At 73.9% G+C, this 14,332-nt stretch carries 11 protein-coding genes; 2 read left to right on the top strand and 9 right to left on the bottom strand.

Annotated elements, in window-relative coordinates; genetic code table 11:
* Positions 1 to 73: 73 nt before the first annotated feature.
* Complete coding sequence (locus ACFVS9_RS07135; RefSeq protein ID WP_383113585.1) at positions 74 to 871, bottom strand: uracil-DNA glycosylase; 798 nt, start codon at positions 869 to 871, stop codon at positions 74 to 76.
* 140 nt (positions 872 to 1,011) lie between these two features.
* Between ACFVS9_RS07135 and ACFVS9_RS07130 the strand changes: the two genes are divergently transcribed.
* A complete protein-coding gene (locus ACFVS9_RS07130; protein ID WP_383113586.1) occupies positions 1,012 to 2,655 on the top strand; it encodes a DNA repair helicase XPB in 1,644 nt (547 codons plus the stop codon).
* 594 nt (positions 2,656 to 3,249) lie between these two features.
* On the opposite strand, the gene ACFVS9_RS07125 is transcribed toward ACFVS9_RS07130, so the two are convergent.
* Positions 3,250 to 3,441, bottom strand: a complete 192-nt coding sequence (locus ACFVS9_RS07125) for a hypothetical protein (RefSeq protein ID WP_383113587.1) — start codon at positions 3,439 to 3,441, stop codon at positions 3,250 to 3,252.
* A gap of 369 nt (positions 3,442 to 3,810) precedes the next feature.
* On the opposite strand from ACFVS9_RS07125, the gene ACFVS9_RS07120 reads away from it, so the two are divergent.
* Positions 3,811 to 5,868, top strand: coding sequence for a HelD family protein (locus ACFVS9_RS07120; protein WP_389930737.1), 2,058 nt, complete (start codon positions 3,811 to 3,813; stop codon positions 5,866 to 5,868).
* Positions 5,869 to 6,112: 244 nt separating this feature from the next.
* On the opposite strand, the gene ACFVS9_RS07115 is transcribed toward ACFVS9_RS07120, so the two are convergent.
* From ACFVS9_RS07115 to ACFVS9_RS07085, 7 genes are all read right to left on the bottom strand, one after another.
* On the bottom strand, positions 6,113 to 6,778 hold the full coding sequence (locus ACFVS9_RS07115; RefSeq protein WP_389930735.1) for a GPP34 family phosphoprotein: 666 nt from the start codon (positions 6,776 to 6,778) through the stop codon (positions 6,113 to 6,115).
* Positions 6,779 to 6,806: 28 nt separating this feature from the next.
* On the bottom strand, positions 6,807 to 9,308 hold the full coding sequence (locus ACFVS9_RS07110; protein WP_389930732.1) for an MMPL family transporter: 2,502 nt from the start codon (positions 9,306 to 9,308) through the stop codon (positions 6,807 to 6,809).
* A 304-nt stretch (positions 9,309 to 9,612) separates the two neighbouring features.
* On the bottom strand, positions 9,613 to 10,302 hold the full coding sequence (locus tag ACFVS9_RS07105) for a copper homeostasis protein CutC (RefSeq protein WP_383113591.1): 690 nt from the start codon (positions 10,300 to 10,302) through the stop codon (positions 9,613 to 9,615).
* Between the two features lie 177 nt (positions 10,303 to 10,479).
* Positions 10,480 to 11,895 carry a lipase family protein gene (locus ACFVS9_RS07100; RefSeq protein ID WP_383118052.1) on the bottom strand — a complete coding sequence of 472 codons (1,416 nt, stop codon included), beginning with the start codon at positions 11,893 to 11,895 and terminating at the stop codon, positions 10,480 to 10,482.
* Between the two features lie 147 nt (positions 11,896 to 12,042).
* The gene (locus tag ACFVS9_RS07095) at positions 12,043 to 12,906 is read right to left on the bottom strand and encodes a biotin-dependent carboxyltransferase family protein (RefSeq protein WP_389930728.1); all 864 of its coding nucleotides are present in this window, start codon (positions 12,904 to 12,906) and stop codon (positions 12,043 to 12,045) included.
* Entirely contained in the window at positions 12,903 to 13,538 is a 636-nt protein-coding gene (locus ACFVS9_RS07090) for an allophanate hydrolase subunit 1 (RefSeq protein ID WP_383118050.1), read from the bottom strand. Before ACFVS9_RS07090 ends, ACFVS9_RS07095 begins: the two co-directional genes overlap by 4 nt.
* The gene (locus ACFVS9_RS07085; RefSeq protein WP_383118055.1) at positions 13,535 to 14,284 is read right to left on the bottom strand and encodes a LamB/YcsF family protein; all 750 of its coding nucleotides are present in this window, start codon (positions 14,282 to 14,284) and stop codon (positions 13,535 to 13,537) included. Before ACFVS9_RS07085 ends, ACFVS9_RS07090 begins: the two co-directional genes overlap by 4 nt.
* Positions 14,285 to 14,332: the final 48 nt, after the last annotated feature.

Here is a 14,332-nt window from a genome sequence, read left to right as displayed (position 1 = left end):
CCGACGACCTGCCGACCAGGCATTCCTTTCTATCAGCCGCTCCTGACCACCCGTCGGCCGAGGTGAGGGCCGGTCAGGACGCCTCCGGGGAGACCGGGAGCCCGCCGAGGGAGGCGGCCTCCCGGAGCACCCGGGTGAGCATGGGCATGGTGAGCCGGCCGGTGAACGTGTTGCGCCGGCTCGGGTGGTAACTGCCCAGCAGGTGCAGCTCCCGCCCGCGGCCCGTGGCGGGCAGCACGACGTGCGCGCCGTGGCCGAAGGCGGGGCGGGGGCGCGGCACCGGCCGGCCCGCCCCGACGAGCACCGGAAGCACGGCCTGCCAGCCGAAGCCGCCGAGGACCACCAGCGCGCGCAGCCCGGGGCTCAGCAGGTCCAGCTCGGCCGACAGCCAGGCCCGGCAGGTGTCGCGCTCACCGGGCGTGGGCCTGTTGGCCGGGGGCGCGCAGTGGACGGGCGAGGTGAGCCGTACGCCGCGCAGCGTCAGCCCGTCCCCCGGGCGGACCGAGGACGGCTGCGAGGCGAGCCCCACGGCGTGCAGCGCGGTGAAGAGGAAGTCGCCGGCCGCGTCCCCGGTGAACATCCGGCCGGTCCTGTTGCCCCCGTGCGCGGCGGGCGCGAGCCCGACGATCGCCACCGTCGCGTCCGGGGGCCCGAACCCGGGTACGGGCCGGGCCCAGTACTCCTGGTCCTGGAAGGCCGCCCGCTTGACCTCGGCGACCTCCTCGCGCCAGGCGACCAGCCGGGGACAGGCGCGGCACCGCGTGACCAGCGCGTCCAGCTCACCGACGTCGGCGCACCGCGGGGCGTGCCACGCCGGGAACGCCCGGTCCCCGGGCCCCGGGGCCGTACCGGCCGTCCCCCTCTCGTCCATTCCGCCACGCTACGGGCCGGCGGCCCCGTGATCACGGTCCGCCGCGTACGCGCCCCGCCCATGCGCGGTCGATGAGGCACACTGGACGTTTGGCCGTTCGCATCCGGACGGCCACCCCCCGCAGGAAAGGGCCGACGCGCGTGACCGGACCCCTCATCGTCCAGAGCGACAAGACACTCCTCCTCGAAGTCGACCACGAGCAGGCCGAGGCCTGCCGCCGCGTCATCGCCCCCTTCGCCGAGCTGGAGCGCGCGCCCGAGCACATCCACACCTACCGGGTGACCCCGCTCGGCCTGTGGAACGCCCGCGCCGCGGGGCACGACGCCGAGCAGGTCGTCGACGCCCTCGTGGAGTACTCGCGCTACCCCGTGCCGCACGCGCTCCTCGTCGACATCGCCGAGACGATGGCGCGGTACGGCCGCCTCACCCTGTCCAAGCACCCCGTCCACGGACTGGTGCTCACGTCGAACGACCGGCCGGTGCTGGAGGAGATCCTCCGCTCGAAGAAGATCCAGCCGCTGGTAGGAGCGCGTCTCGACCCGGACACCGTGGCCGTGCACCCCTCCGAGCGCGGGCAGATCAAGCAGACGCTGCTGAAGCTGGGCTGGCCGGCCGAGGACCTCGCCGGGTACGTCGACGGCGAGGCGCACCCGATCGAGCTCGACCAGGACGGCTGGGCGCTGCGCCCGTACCAGAAGCAGGCCGTCGAAGGGTTCTGGCACGGCGGCTCGGGTGTCGTCGTGCTGCCCTGCGGCGCGGGCAAGACGCTCGTCGGCGCGGGTGCCATGGCCGAGGCCAAGGCGACCACCCTGATCCTGGTCACCAACACCGTCTCGGCCCGGCAGTGGAAGCACGAGCTGGTGAAGCGGACGTCGCTGACCGAGGACGAGATCGGCGAGTACAGCGGTACCCGCAAGGAGATCCGGCCGGTCACCATCGCCACGTACCAGGTGCTGACCACCCGCCGTAAGGGGATCTACCCGCACCTGGAGCTGTTCGACTCCCGCGACTGGGGGCTCGTGATCTACGACGAGGTGCACCTGCTGCCCGCGCCCGTCTTCAAGTTCACCGCCGACCTCCAGGCCCGCCGCCGCCTGGGGCTCACCGCGACGCTGGTCCGCGAGGACGGCCGCGAGTCGGACGTCTTCTCGCTCATCGGGCCCAAGCGGTTCGACGCCCCGTGGAAGGAGATCGAGGCGCAGGGCTACATCGCGCCCGCCGACTGCGTCGAGGTCCGCGTCAACCTCACGGACTCGGAGCGCCTCGCCTACGCGACGGCCGAGCCCGAGGAGAAGTACCGGTTCTGCGCGACGACCGACACGAAGCGGAAGGTCACCGAGGCGCTCGTACGCAAGCACCAGGGCGAGCAGACCCTCGTCATCGGGCAGTACATCGACCAGCTCGACGAGCTGGGCGAGCACCTGAACGCCCCGGTGATCAAGGGCGAGACGACCAACGCGCAGCGGGAGAAGCTGTTCGACGCGTTCCGTCAGGGCGAGATCAGCGTGCTGGTCGTGTCCAAGGTCGCGAACTTCTCGATCGACCTGCCGGAGGCGACGGTCGCCATCCAGGTGTCCGGGACGTTCGGCTCGCGCCAGGAGGAGGCACAGCGGCTGGGACGGGTGCTGCGGCCGAAGGCGGACGGGCACGAGGCCCGGTTCTACTCGGTGGTCGCCCGCGACACGATCGACCAGGACTTCGCCGCGCACCGCCAGCGGTTCCTGGCCGAGCAGGGCTACGCGTACCGGATCGTCGACGCCGACGAACTGCTGACGGAGAGCTGACAGGGCGCGGACGGAGAGCCGACGGGGGCCTGTCCGGGCGTTCGCCGACCGGGCAGGCCCTCGGCGCTGGAGCGGAGGCCCGCCTCGGGGGCGGGACCGGGCGGCCTTCGGGGCGGGAGCCGAGATGATCCTCGCGGACCGATCAGCCCTTCGGGCTCGTCGGGAGGCGACGTAGGTGCAGCGCGCCGGGGCCGGGCCTTCGGAGCAGGCCCCCCGGGGGCGGCGCTACGAGCGCGGATCCCGCGCCAGCCTCGACCTGCGAGAGCTGATCTCCGGAGCGGGCATCCGAGCACGGACCCCAAGTGGCCGAGCTGCGAGGGCGGGCCTCCGGGGAGGCACTGCGAGCACGCCCCCCGCGCCAGCCTCGACCTGCGAGGGCTGATCTCCGGAGCGGGCCTCCTGCGAGGGCTGATCTCCGGGGCGGGCCTCCGAGCACGGACCCCAAGTGGCCGAGCTGCGAGGGCGGCCCCCCGGGGCGGGTCTCCAAGGGCTGGCCTCCGGGGGCCGGGTCTTCGGAGCGGGCCTTCCGGGCAGGGCTTCCGGACGGTGCTGCCGACAAGCCTTCGGGACAGTACTGCGGGCGGGCCTCCGGGCTCAGCGGTGGCGGTGGACGACTCCCGCCTCCTCCGCGTACTCGCCGAGAACGGCCACACCGAACGCGGTGCGTACGAAGACCGAGACGGCCCTCACCGCGTTTCCGACGGGGTGGCCGGATGACTGACCGGTGGCCGCGGTCGCGCCGTGTGCGGGACCGGTCCTGTGCGGGTTCAGGTAAACGGTGCTCATGTATTCCATGGTGCTCCGGCCCCCCGTGTCCCCGCATCGGCCTGCGGGCCGAAGACCGCGGGACCCGCCGTCGGCCGAAAGTCGCATGCCGTCCCCTACGGGAGGGGTACGGGCGCCGGTGCGTAATCCGTTCGCCGCAGGAGGCCGCAGTCGATACAATCGCCGGTCTGCCCGCCTCCCGCACCGTGTACCGGCCCGCCCCATGAGCGGCCGGCAGCCGGGGGAGCGCTGCCGACCGGACGGAAACCGGCCGACGACAACAGCCGCACGCGCCCACCCGCGCGTGCGCACCTGCGTGTGAACGTCCCCGAGCGGACCGGGCGGTGAGCCCTGTCCGCCGTCCTGCGTCGAAAAGCCGGAGGCAACACCGTGCCCGCGCACGAAGAGTCAAGCAATCCACTGGTCAGGGAGCGGGACCACCTCGCCGCGTCCCGTGCGGCGCTGCGCGCCATGCGCGAGGACGTGCAGGCCCTCGACATCAGAGACGTCACGGCGAACTGGGTCAACGCCGCCGTGTTGCAGGCCCAGATCGACGACCGCATCAAGGCGCTCGCCGACCTCTCGCACACCCCGCTGTTCTTCGGCCGTCTCGACTACCTGCACGAGGTCGGCGCGGAGAAGGCGGAGGGCGCGGAGGGCGAGCAGTTCTACATCGGGCGCCGCCACGTCCACGACGCCCACGGCGATCCCATGGTCATCGACTGGCGCGCACCGGTCTCCCAGCCCTTCTACCAGGCATCCAGGAACAATCCGCTGGACGTCGACCGCCGCCGCCGCTTCGGCTACACCGGCGGCGAGCTGACCGCGTACGAGGACGAGCGCCTCACCGACCCGGCGGAGGAGGAGCAGACCAGCAAGCTGCTCCAGGCGGAGATCGAGCGGCCCCGCGTGGGCCCGATGCGCGACATCGTCGCGACGATCCAGCCCGAGCAGGACGAGATCGTCCGCAGCGGGCTCGGCGGCACGGTCTGCGTCCAGGGCGGCCCCGGTACCGGGAAGACGGCCGTGGGCCTGCACCGGGTGGCGTTCCTGCTGTACGCCCACCGTGAGCGGCTGGCCCGCACCGGCACCCTCGTCGTCGGCCCGAACCGTTCGTTCCTCCACTACATCGAGCAGGTCCTGCCCGCGCTGGGCGAGCTGGAGGTGCAGCAGGCCACCGTCGAGGACCTGGTGGCGGCCCGTGTCGAGGTGCGCGGCACGGACGAGGCGGCCGCCGCCGTGGTCAAGGGCGACGCCCGCATGGCGGACGTCCTGCGGCGGGCGGTCCGCTCGCACGTGACGCCCCCGGCCGAACCGGTCGTCGTCGTACGCGGCTCCCGCCGCTGGCGCGTCCCGGCGTACGAGGTCGAGGAGATGGTCGGCGAACTGCTCGCCCGCGACATGCGGTACGGCGCCGCGCACGAGGCCCTTCCGCAGCGCATCGCGCACGCCGTCCTCGTGCAGATGGAGCAGTCGGGCGAGGCGCCCGACGACCGGGTGCAGAACTCCGTGGCCCGCAGTCCTGCGGTGAAGGCGGCCGTGAAGGCGGTCTGGCCGGCCGTGGACCCGGCGAAGCTCGTGCTGCGGCTCCTGACCGACGCGGAGTTCCTGGCCGCGCACGCGGACGGGATCCTCACCGACGACGAGCAGAAGCACGTCCTGATGGACAGGCCGGCCCGCAGTGTGAAGTCGGCGAAGTGGACGGCGGCGGACGCGGTCCTCATCGACGAGGCCGCCGACCTGGTGGCCCGGACGCACTCGCTGGGCCATGTCGTCATCGACGAGGCCCAGGACCTCTCCCCGATGCAGTACCGCGCGGTGGGCCGCCGCTGCTCGACCGGTTCGGCCACCGTGCTCGGCGACCTGGCGCAGGGGACGACGCCGTGGTCCACGCAGAGCTGGGAACAGGCACTGTTCCACCTGGGCAAGGCGGACGCCGTGGTCGAGGAGCTGACGGCGGGCTTCCGTGTGCCGCGCGAGGTGATCGCGTACGCCTCCCGTCTGCTCCCCGCGATCTCGCCCGGCCTCGCCCCCGTGGAGTCGGTGCGTGAGACGCCCGGCTCCCTCGCGGTGCGCGCCGTGGCGGCGGAGGATCTGGACACCGCCGTGGTCGCGGCGTGCGAGGAGTCGCTGCGCCACGAGGGTTCGATCGGCCTGATCGCCGCCGACGCCCGGATCCCGGCCCTGGCGGCATCCCTCGCGGCGGCGGGCCACAGCTGCCTCTCCCCCGGCGAGGAGACGACGGCGGAGTCCCGGCTGACCCTGGTCCCGGCGTCGCTGGCGAAGGGCCTGGAGTACGACTACGTCGTACTGGACGAACCGGCGGCCGTGGTCGACGGCGAACCCGACGAACGCACGGGCCTGCGCCGCCTGTACGTGGCACTGACCCGCGCGGTCTCGGGCCTCGTGGTCCTGCACGCGGCACCGCTGCCGGAACAGCTCGGCTGACGACACCCCACCCCCGCCGCACCCCGCCCCGGTAGGCGGGGCCCGCACCTGTCCGCACAGCGTCGGGCGGGGACGGACGCACGCAGCGTCCGAACCACGTCAGGCCGGGACAGACGCACGCCGCGACCGAACCACGTCCGGGCGGGCGGGCGCGCGTTCCGCCCCGTCGTGTCAGGCCGCCCGCCCGCATCCGGTCAGGTCAGGTCAGGTCACGTCACGTCACGTCAGGCCAGGTCAGGCCAGGTCAGGAGGTCACCGCCGCCGTGGTGGCGGCGGTGACCGCCACCATGGCCGCCTGCATGGTGCGGATCGCCGTGCGGACGTCGTCGCCCGCCCACTGGCCCTCCGCGATCGTCTCCATGCGCGGCTTCACCTCCTTCGCCGGGACCTCGGGGAACGCGAGGCGGTGCAGCTTCGCCGCGTGTATCAGCGCGACGAGGCCCGCCGTGCGGTCGTCCGGGTCCGCGCCGCGCAGCACCACCGAGGCCAGGCGGGCACGCAGCTCACGCTCGGCCGACCCGTCGGTCCCGGGGTAGCGGCGGACCGGGAAGAGCCCCAGCACCCTGTGCTCCTCCTCGCCCACGAGACCACGTGCGCGCAGGCTCCCGATCGCGGCGCCGACCGCCTTGTGGTGATCCCTCGTCAGCCAGTTCGTCACCTTGGGTGACGTGCTCTTTTTCGACGCCCAGGCGTCCACGAGACGGAGGCGCTCGTCCAGGAGGCCGACACCGGTCGGCGTGCGGTCGGCCACGGACAACCGCCCCCCGCTCACCGAAAGGCGCCCCGCAAGGACGAGTTCGAGCAGGATTCCGCCCGCGACCGCCCAGCCCGCGGCCTGCCGGTCCTTCGCCGCTCCGGACTCGTCGTCCAGAGACAGCAGCATGATCTCTTCGCCCAGTGTGACCGCCATGACCACTTCCCCCTTGATTCGCCTACTCTTAGTGACGAACGGGAGCAGCGGGTGGTTCCCGGTCCTCCGATCCCTCCGCGTCGAGGTGCGGCAGGATCCGGTCCAGCCAGCGTGGCGTCCACCAGGCAGCGCGGCCGAGCAGGGTCATCACGGCGGGCACCAGCAGCAGCCGTACGACGGTGGCGTCGATGAGCACGCTGACGGCGAGGCCCAGGCCCAGCATCTTGACGACGATGTTGTCGCTGAGGATGAACGCCGCGAAGACGCTGACCATGATCAGCGCGGCGCAGGTGATGACCCGCGCGGTGATCTCCAGGGCGTGCGCGACGCTCGCCCTGGGGTCCCTGGTGGCCAGCCATGCCTCGTGGATCCGGGTCAGGAGGAAGATCTCGTAGTCCATGCTGAGGCCGAAGACGATGGCGAACATCATCATCGGCACGTAGCTCTCGATCGGGACGTCGCCCGAGACGCCGAGCGCGGGTCCGCCCCACCCCCACTGGAAGACCGCGACCACGACCCCGTACGAGGCCGCGATCGACAGGACGTTGAGCAGGGCCGCCTTGACCGCGACGAGCACCCCGCGGAACACGGCCAGGATCACGAGGAAGGCGAGTCCGACCACGACCGCGATGATCAGGGGCAGCCGGCTGGCGACGATGTCCAGGAAGTCGACCTGGGCGGCCGTCGTACCGGTCACGTAGGTGCGCGCGGCCGTGCCGGAGACGGCGTCGGGCAGCACGTCGTCCGTCAGGTGGTTGGCCAGGCTGGTGGTCCGCGCGTCCTGCGGGGCGGCGGCGGAGTAGGCGGTCGCCGTGAGGACGTCCCCGTCCTGGGTGGGGGTGAGCGGCGTGATGACGGCCGCGTTCGGCACCTTGGTCAGGGACTGCTGGACCTTGCTCTCCAGCGAGGACCGGTCGTCCTGCGGGACCTTGCTCTGGTCGACCACGAGCGTCAGCGGACCGTTCGACCCGGGGCCGAACGCCGAGGACATGAGGTCGTAGGCCCGCCGGTCGGTGAACGACTTGGGATCGGCGCCGTCGCCGATGTGCCCGAGCTGGATGAAGAACACGGGGAAGGCGAGGACGGCCAGGACGACGACCCCGCCGGCCAGGAACCACCACGGCCGGCGCTCCACCCGCTGCGCGTACCGGTGCCAGGTGCCGTGCGTCGTCGTCCGCACCCTCCCCGGGACGGGCCTCGCGTCCGGGCCCTGCCCGGCCCCCCGGCCAGGCGCGGGCCCGGGGGCCCCACCGGCGGAACCAGCCCCGGCACGATCACCGGCGGAACCGGCCCCGGGACGGCCACCGCCGGCATCAGCGCCCTTGCTCTCCCCGGCGGGAGCGGGCCCGGTGGCCCCGCCGCCGGATGCGGAGCCCGCGCCGGAGCCCGCGCCGGAGCCGGTCCGGGGCCCGGTCGCCGGGGCCGGCTCCGCGTCGGCCTCCACCTCGGCGATCGGCTTGCGGACGTGGATCCGGTCGATGTGACGCCCGATCAGCCCCAGCATGGCCGGTACCAGGGTGAGGGCCCCGAGCACGGCCGTGACGACGGTGACGGCCGCCGCCACGCCGAGCTTGCCGATGAAGCCGATGCCGGAGACCCAGAGTCCGCAGAGAGCGATGATCACCGTGCACCCGGAGAGCAGCACGGCCCGACCGCTGGTCGCCGTCGCGGTACCGGCGGCCGCCACCGGGTCCTCGCCGTCCATGAGGTTCTGCCGGTGCCGGGTGACCAGGAACAGGGCGTAGTCGATGCCGACGCCGAGCCCGATCATCGTGGCCAGCGTCGGTGACACGGTGGCGAAGGTCGTCGCCGCCGCCAGCAGTCCCAGCAGGCCCAGTCCGCAGACGACGCAGATGAGGGCCGTGATCAGCGGCAGCAGTGCCGCCAGGAGGCTGCCGAAGCCGATCAGCAGCACCAGCACGGCCACCCCGAAGCCGATGGCCTCGCTGATGCGGTCGTTGGCCGCGGGCCGGGCCAGTTCACCCAGCGATCCGCCGTACTCGACCTCGGCGCCCGCCGCGCGCAGCGGCTGCACGGCGGAGTCCACCCCGTGCAGGTAACCGGACCCCAGGGTGGAGGGCTGCGCGCTGAACCGGATGGTGATGTACGCGGTCTTCCCGTCCCCGGAGACCGGGCCGACGGTGCTGCTCTGCGCCGTGAGGGGATTCTGGACGGACAGCACGTCGGGCAGCTTCTGGAGGCTCGTGACGGTCGACGACATCTGGCTGCTCAGCCCGCTGAGTGGCTTGTCCGCGTCGTGGACCACCACCTGGCTGCCGTAGCCCCCGGCCGCGGGGTCATGGGCCTTGAGGACGTCGAGGCCGTCCTGCGACTGGGTCCCGGGGATCGCGAAGTTGTCGGAGTAGTCACCGCCGAACGCGTGCTGGAGTCCCTGGAACGCCGCGAGCGCCGCCACCCACAGGACGATGACGATCACGAAGTGGCGCGCGCACCACGCCCCCGTCCTGTGCAGTACCCCCACCCGGCGCGGGGTCGTGCCGGAGTCGTGGGCGGGCTGCTGATGCGACATGTCAACTCCGGGGCAGGGCCGGACACCTGGGACACTCAGCATTCAAAGCCGGTCCCGCCGCCGCGGCACGCCGGAGTGGGAGAACGGGTGACGCCCGGCCCCTGCCCGGAGAACGGGTCACGCCCGGCCTCGCCCGCCGGACGCGCGGCGCCTCCGCGAAGGCCCTCCCCGGCACCCCCGGCCGACAGCACGCGTGCGGCACCACCGCGAAGGCCCGCCGAGGAACGCCGGCCCCTCAAGCCGTGCGGGCCCGCCCTCAGCCGCCCGGGGCCCGCCCCCGTACTCCGGTCGCCCCCGTAGCCCCTCAGGCGTCGAGCGCCGCGCGCCACTCCCGTACCGCCGCCGCGTCCACCGGGCCGCTCCAGCCGCCCGGCCGCGCCGCGCCGCCGATGTGGAACGCGTCGACGCCGGCGGCGAGCAGACGCGGCAGGTGGTCCAGACGCAGGCCGCCGCCCACCATGATCTGCGGCTCGTAGCCCGGCAGGTCCGCGTGCGCCGCCTCGGCGAGCAGGGTCTCCATGCCCGCGTCCACGCCGCTCGGCGATCCCGCCGTGAGGTAGGTGTCCAGGCCCGGCAGATCGGCGAGGTGCTTGCGCAGGACGTCGCGGTCGGCCGCGCGGTCGATGGCGCGGTGGAAGGTCCACGGGCAGCCGTTCAGCTCGGCGACGAGCCGCTCGACGGCGACCAGGTCGGCGTGCCCGTCCTGGTCCAGGAACCCGAGGACGAACTCCCGCGCGCCCGCCGCGCGCATCGTGCGGGCCTTCTCCACCAGGACATCGATGTCGCCCGCCGCGAACCCGTCCGCGACCCTGAGCATGACCCGCAGCGGGATGTCGACGGCGGCCCTGATCGCCTCGAACACGGCGAGCGGGGGCGTCAGGCCGTCGGCCGCCATGTCGGTGACCAGTTCGAGGCGGTCCGCACCACCCGCCTGCGCCGCGACCGCGTCCTCCGCGTCGAGAGCGATCACCTCCAGGACTGCACGGTTGCTCATGGTGTTCCATTCCCTCGGAGCGGCTGTGGGCTACAGGTCTAGTCCAATAACCAGACTACGGGTCAGCCACCCGGAGCGCAGCCCTCCATGTGAACGCGTACCTGAAGATGCGCGAGGCCGCGGCGGCGTCCGCGGGGCGGACGCGCCGCGGCCTCAGGGGTCACGGGGTGAGGGGGGTCAGGGCTGGACCGGCATCGACCAGCAGTTGGAGGCGGCCTTCCTGCCGGAGAGGCGGTCGGTCAGCCAGGAGATCGCGGCCCCCTGGTCGGTGAGCAGCGGAGCGAGGTGGTTGGTGAGGATCTTGTCGCCGAGATTGGGCAGCAGGACCGCCTCGTACGTCACGTCCGCGCCCTTGCGGCACCAGTCCACCGCGAGTTGCCTGGCCTGCCCGTGGCCGACGATGTCGTCGTGCACCCCGGTCGCCAGCCGCACCGGCGCCGTCGGCTTCAGGTCGCCGATGCGCTGCTGGGCGAGGACCGCCCGCAGCTTGGGTTCGGCCGCGATGATGTCGGCGATCGGCTTGCCGTTCGCCGTCCACTTCCTGCTGTCGGTGAAGCCGTAGCCGAGGATCGCGTCGCCCACGCACATGGTCGAGGTGTCCTTCAGCGCGGCCTTGCCGACGTCGTTCGTGTTCGCGTCGACGACGGCCTTGAGCGACGGGTCGGACTGGGCGAAGCCGTTGATCGACCAGCCGAGCGCCCCGGCCAGGGCACTGCCGTCGATGCCCTTCATGACCTCGGTCAGGTCGGCCGGCGGGGCTCCGGCGTAGGTGCCCGCCAGATTGACGTCGGGGGCGTACGAGGACTGGAGTTCGGCGGCCGACGCGCTGGCTCCGCCCCCCTGGCTGTAGCCGTAGAGGCCGACCCGTGAGGCGGAGGTGACCGAGGCGCCGGCGACGGAGCGCGCCGCGCGGGCCGCGTCCAGGAGGGCGTGGCCCTCGTCGACCCGGTTGACGTAGGTGTGCAGGCGGTCGGTCGCGCCGAGGCCCACGTAGTCGGTGACGACGACGGCGGCACCGGCGGCGAGGAAGCGGTAGACGGCGATGTTGTCGTAGCCGATGGACACCGTGCCCTCGCCGACGGTCAGCGGGTTCTGGAGCGACAGCGAGGGGGCGCACTGGTCGCCCTGGCCCATGGTCCCCGAGGCCAGCGCGACCAGGGGGCGGGAGCCGCCGCCCTTCCACGCGGCGGACGGTTCGATGTACGCGCCGGTGACCGCGACGGGCCCGCCGCCCGCGTCGGTGGACTTGTACATCAGTCGCGTCGCGGTGCCGGGCATCGGGCGGCCGTCCAGCCCGGGAAGGCTGATCCCGAGGGGCAGCGGCTCCGTCCGGACGAGCGCCCCGTCTGCGGCGGGCAGTTGCGCCGGCGGGTTGTAGAAGTCGGGGATGGTCACGCCCCGGGACACCACCGAGGCCTGAGCGGCGCCGGCCGGCGCGGCGGCGGAGACGGGCACGGCCATGGCGCCGAGACAGGCGGCCGCCGCCACCGACGCGGCCAGCAGGAGACCCGTGCGGCGTCCCTGCCGACGGGGCTCCGGGAGGTGGGGGGTATTCACGGTCGAGCTCGAACGGGTGATCTTGCGCGGACTCACGGCTCACTCCTCGCTCTGCTCCGATGAAGGTGAGCGCAAGCTAGCACCGGGGCATTACCTGAGGTAACTCACCGGTAAGTTACGCTTCGGTAACGTGCCGTCGGCCCGCCCCTCCGACCGTGCCGGCGCCCCGGGCCGGCGTTCCCGTCAGGCCGCCCGTACGAACCGCACCGGTGTCCCCGGGACCGCCTGCGCCGCGCCCGCCAGCGCCGCTTCGGCGACCACCCCCACGACCGGGTAACCCCCCGTCGTCGGATGGTCGTTGAGGAACACCACGGGGAGTCCGTCCGGCGGCACCTGGACGGCGCCCAGCACCATGCCCTCACTGGGCAGTTCGCCGTCCCGGGCACGCCGCAGGGCGGGGCCCTCCGTGCGCAGCCCGATGCGGTTGCTCCGCTCCGAGACCCGGTACGCGGCGCTGGTGAGCGTCCGCAGCGCCGCCTCGGTGAACCAGCGCTCGCGCGGCCCCGGGTACAGCGGCAGCACCAGTTCGCCGGGGACGCCGGGCCAGGGCACGGTGTCCGCGCACGGGGCCGCGCCGGGCGGGCCCAGCGGCAGGACGTCGCCGTCCCGCAGGACCGGGGGCCCGAGCCCCGAGAGCAGGTCGGCGGACCTGCTGCCGAGCACCGGTCCGGGCACCAGGCCGCCCGCGAACGCCAGGTAGCCGCGCAGCCCCCGCACGGCGGGCCCCGCCTCCAGCACCGCGCCGACGGGCACCCGGACGGGCGCCCCCCAGGGGGCCGGGCGGCCGTCCACCGTGACCCGGCACGCCGCCCCGCCGACCACGGCGAGCACCGGACGGGGGCCGGTCACCCGCACCGCGCAGCCGTCGAGCGTGGTCTCCAGCACCGCCGCGTCGGGGGCGTTGCCGACGAGCCGGTTGGCCAGCCGCCGGGCGGGACCGTCCAGCGCCCCGGCCCGGGGCACACCGAGGTGCGCCCAGCCGGTACGGCCCTCGTCCTGCACCGTGGTCAGCGCGCCCGCCCGGACCACGTCGAGGCCCGCGCTCATCCGCCCGCCCCCGTCGGCACGAAGCGGACCCGCGCCCCCGGCGCGAGCAGCGCCGCCGGTTCGCGCCCCGGGTCCCAGAGGGCGTCCGGCCCGCACATCCGCCCGATGAGCTGCCAGCCGCCGGGCGACGGGCGCGGGTAGATCCCGGTGTACGGCCCGGCGAGGGCCAGGGCCCCGGCCGGCACCCGGGTCCGGGGCGTGGCCCTGCGCGGCACGCTCAAGTGCGCGGGCAGGCCCGTGAGATAGCCGAAGCCGGGCGCGAACCCGCAGAAGGCGACCCGGAACCGCGTACGGGCATGGACGCGGGCCACCTCGTCGGCGGCGACGCCCCACGCCTCGGCCACGTCGGCGAGGTCGGGCCCGTCGTAGACGACGGATATCTCGACGGTCTCCCCCGCTCCCCTGCTCAGCGGCGGCACGGTCCACGCGCGCAGCCGCCCCGCGAGCGTGCGGTCCTCCACCCCGTCCAGCAGCACCGTCCTGGCGCCGGGGACGATCTCGCGCACCCCGGGGAGCTCCCCGGCGGCCCGGCGGCGGAGCAGCTCCGCGTGGAAGGCCTCCGCGTCGTCCCCCGACGCCAGTTCCACGAGCAGGGCGCGGGGCCCGGCCGCCAGCACCCGGACGCCGTTCACGCGAACGCCCGTACGCGCACGCCCGCTTCTTCCAGCGCCGTCCGGACCCGCAGGGCGAGCGCCGCCGCGCCGGGGGTGTCGCCGTGCACGCAGAGCGAACGCGCCGCGACGGCTATCCGTGTACCGTCCACCCCCGTCACGGCTCCGTCGACGGCCATGCCGACGCTGCGCCGCACGACCTCGTCGGCGTCGTGCACGACGGCGCCCGGCTCGCCCCGGGGCACGAGCGTGCCCTGCGGGGTGTACGCGCGGTCCGCGAAGGCCTCCTCGACGGCGGTCAGTCCGGCCGCCTCCGCCCGGGCGAGCAGCCGCGAACCGGGCAGCCCGAGGACCGCCGGCCGGCCGCCCGCGAGCAGTACACCCTCGACGACGGCGGCGGCCTGCTCCTCGTCGCGCACGACACGGTTGTAGAGGGCGCCGTGCGGTTTCACGTACGAGACGGCGGAACCGGCCGCCTCCGCGAAGACCCGCAGGGCGCCGATCTGGTAGGCGGTCTCGGCGGTCAGCTCGGCCGCCGGCACGTCCATGGCGCGCCGCCCGAATCCGGCCAGGTCGCGGTAGGAGACCTGCGCCCCGACGCGTACGCCGCGCTCGGCGGCCAGGTCGCAGACCCGCCGCATCACGGAGGCGTCGCCCGCGTGGAAGCCGCAGGCCACGTTGGCGCTGGTGACGCAGGTCAGCAGCGCCTCGTCCTCCGTGAGGGTCCAGCGCCCGAACCCCTCGCCCAGGTCCGCGTTGAGGTCGATGAGATACGTGGGTTCCGCCCGTTCCGTCACGGCCGCACGCTAACGACC

Source organism: Streptomyces sp. NPDC058008, assembly GCF_042886395.1.
GTDB lineage: Bacteria > Actinomycetota > Actinomycetes > Streptomycetales > Streptomycetaceae > Streptomyces.
Note: the sequence above shows the minus strand (reverse complement) of the source record. Positions and strands in the feature narration are given on the sequence as shown.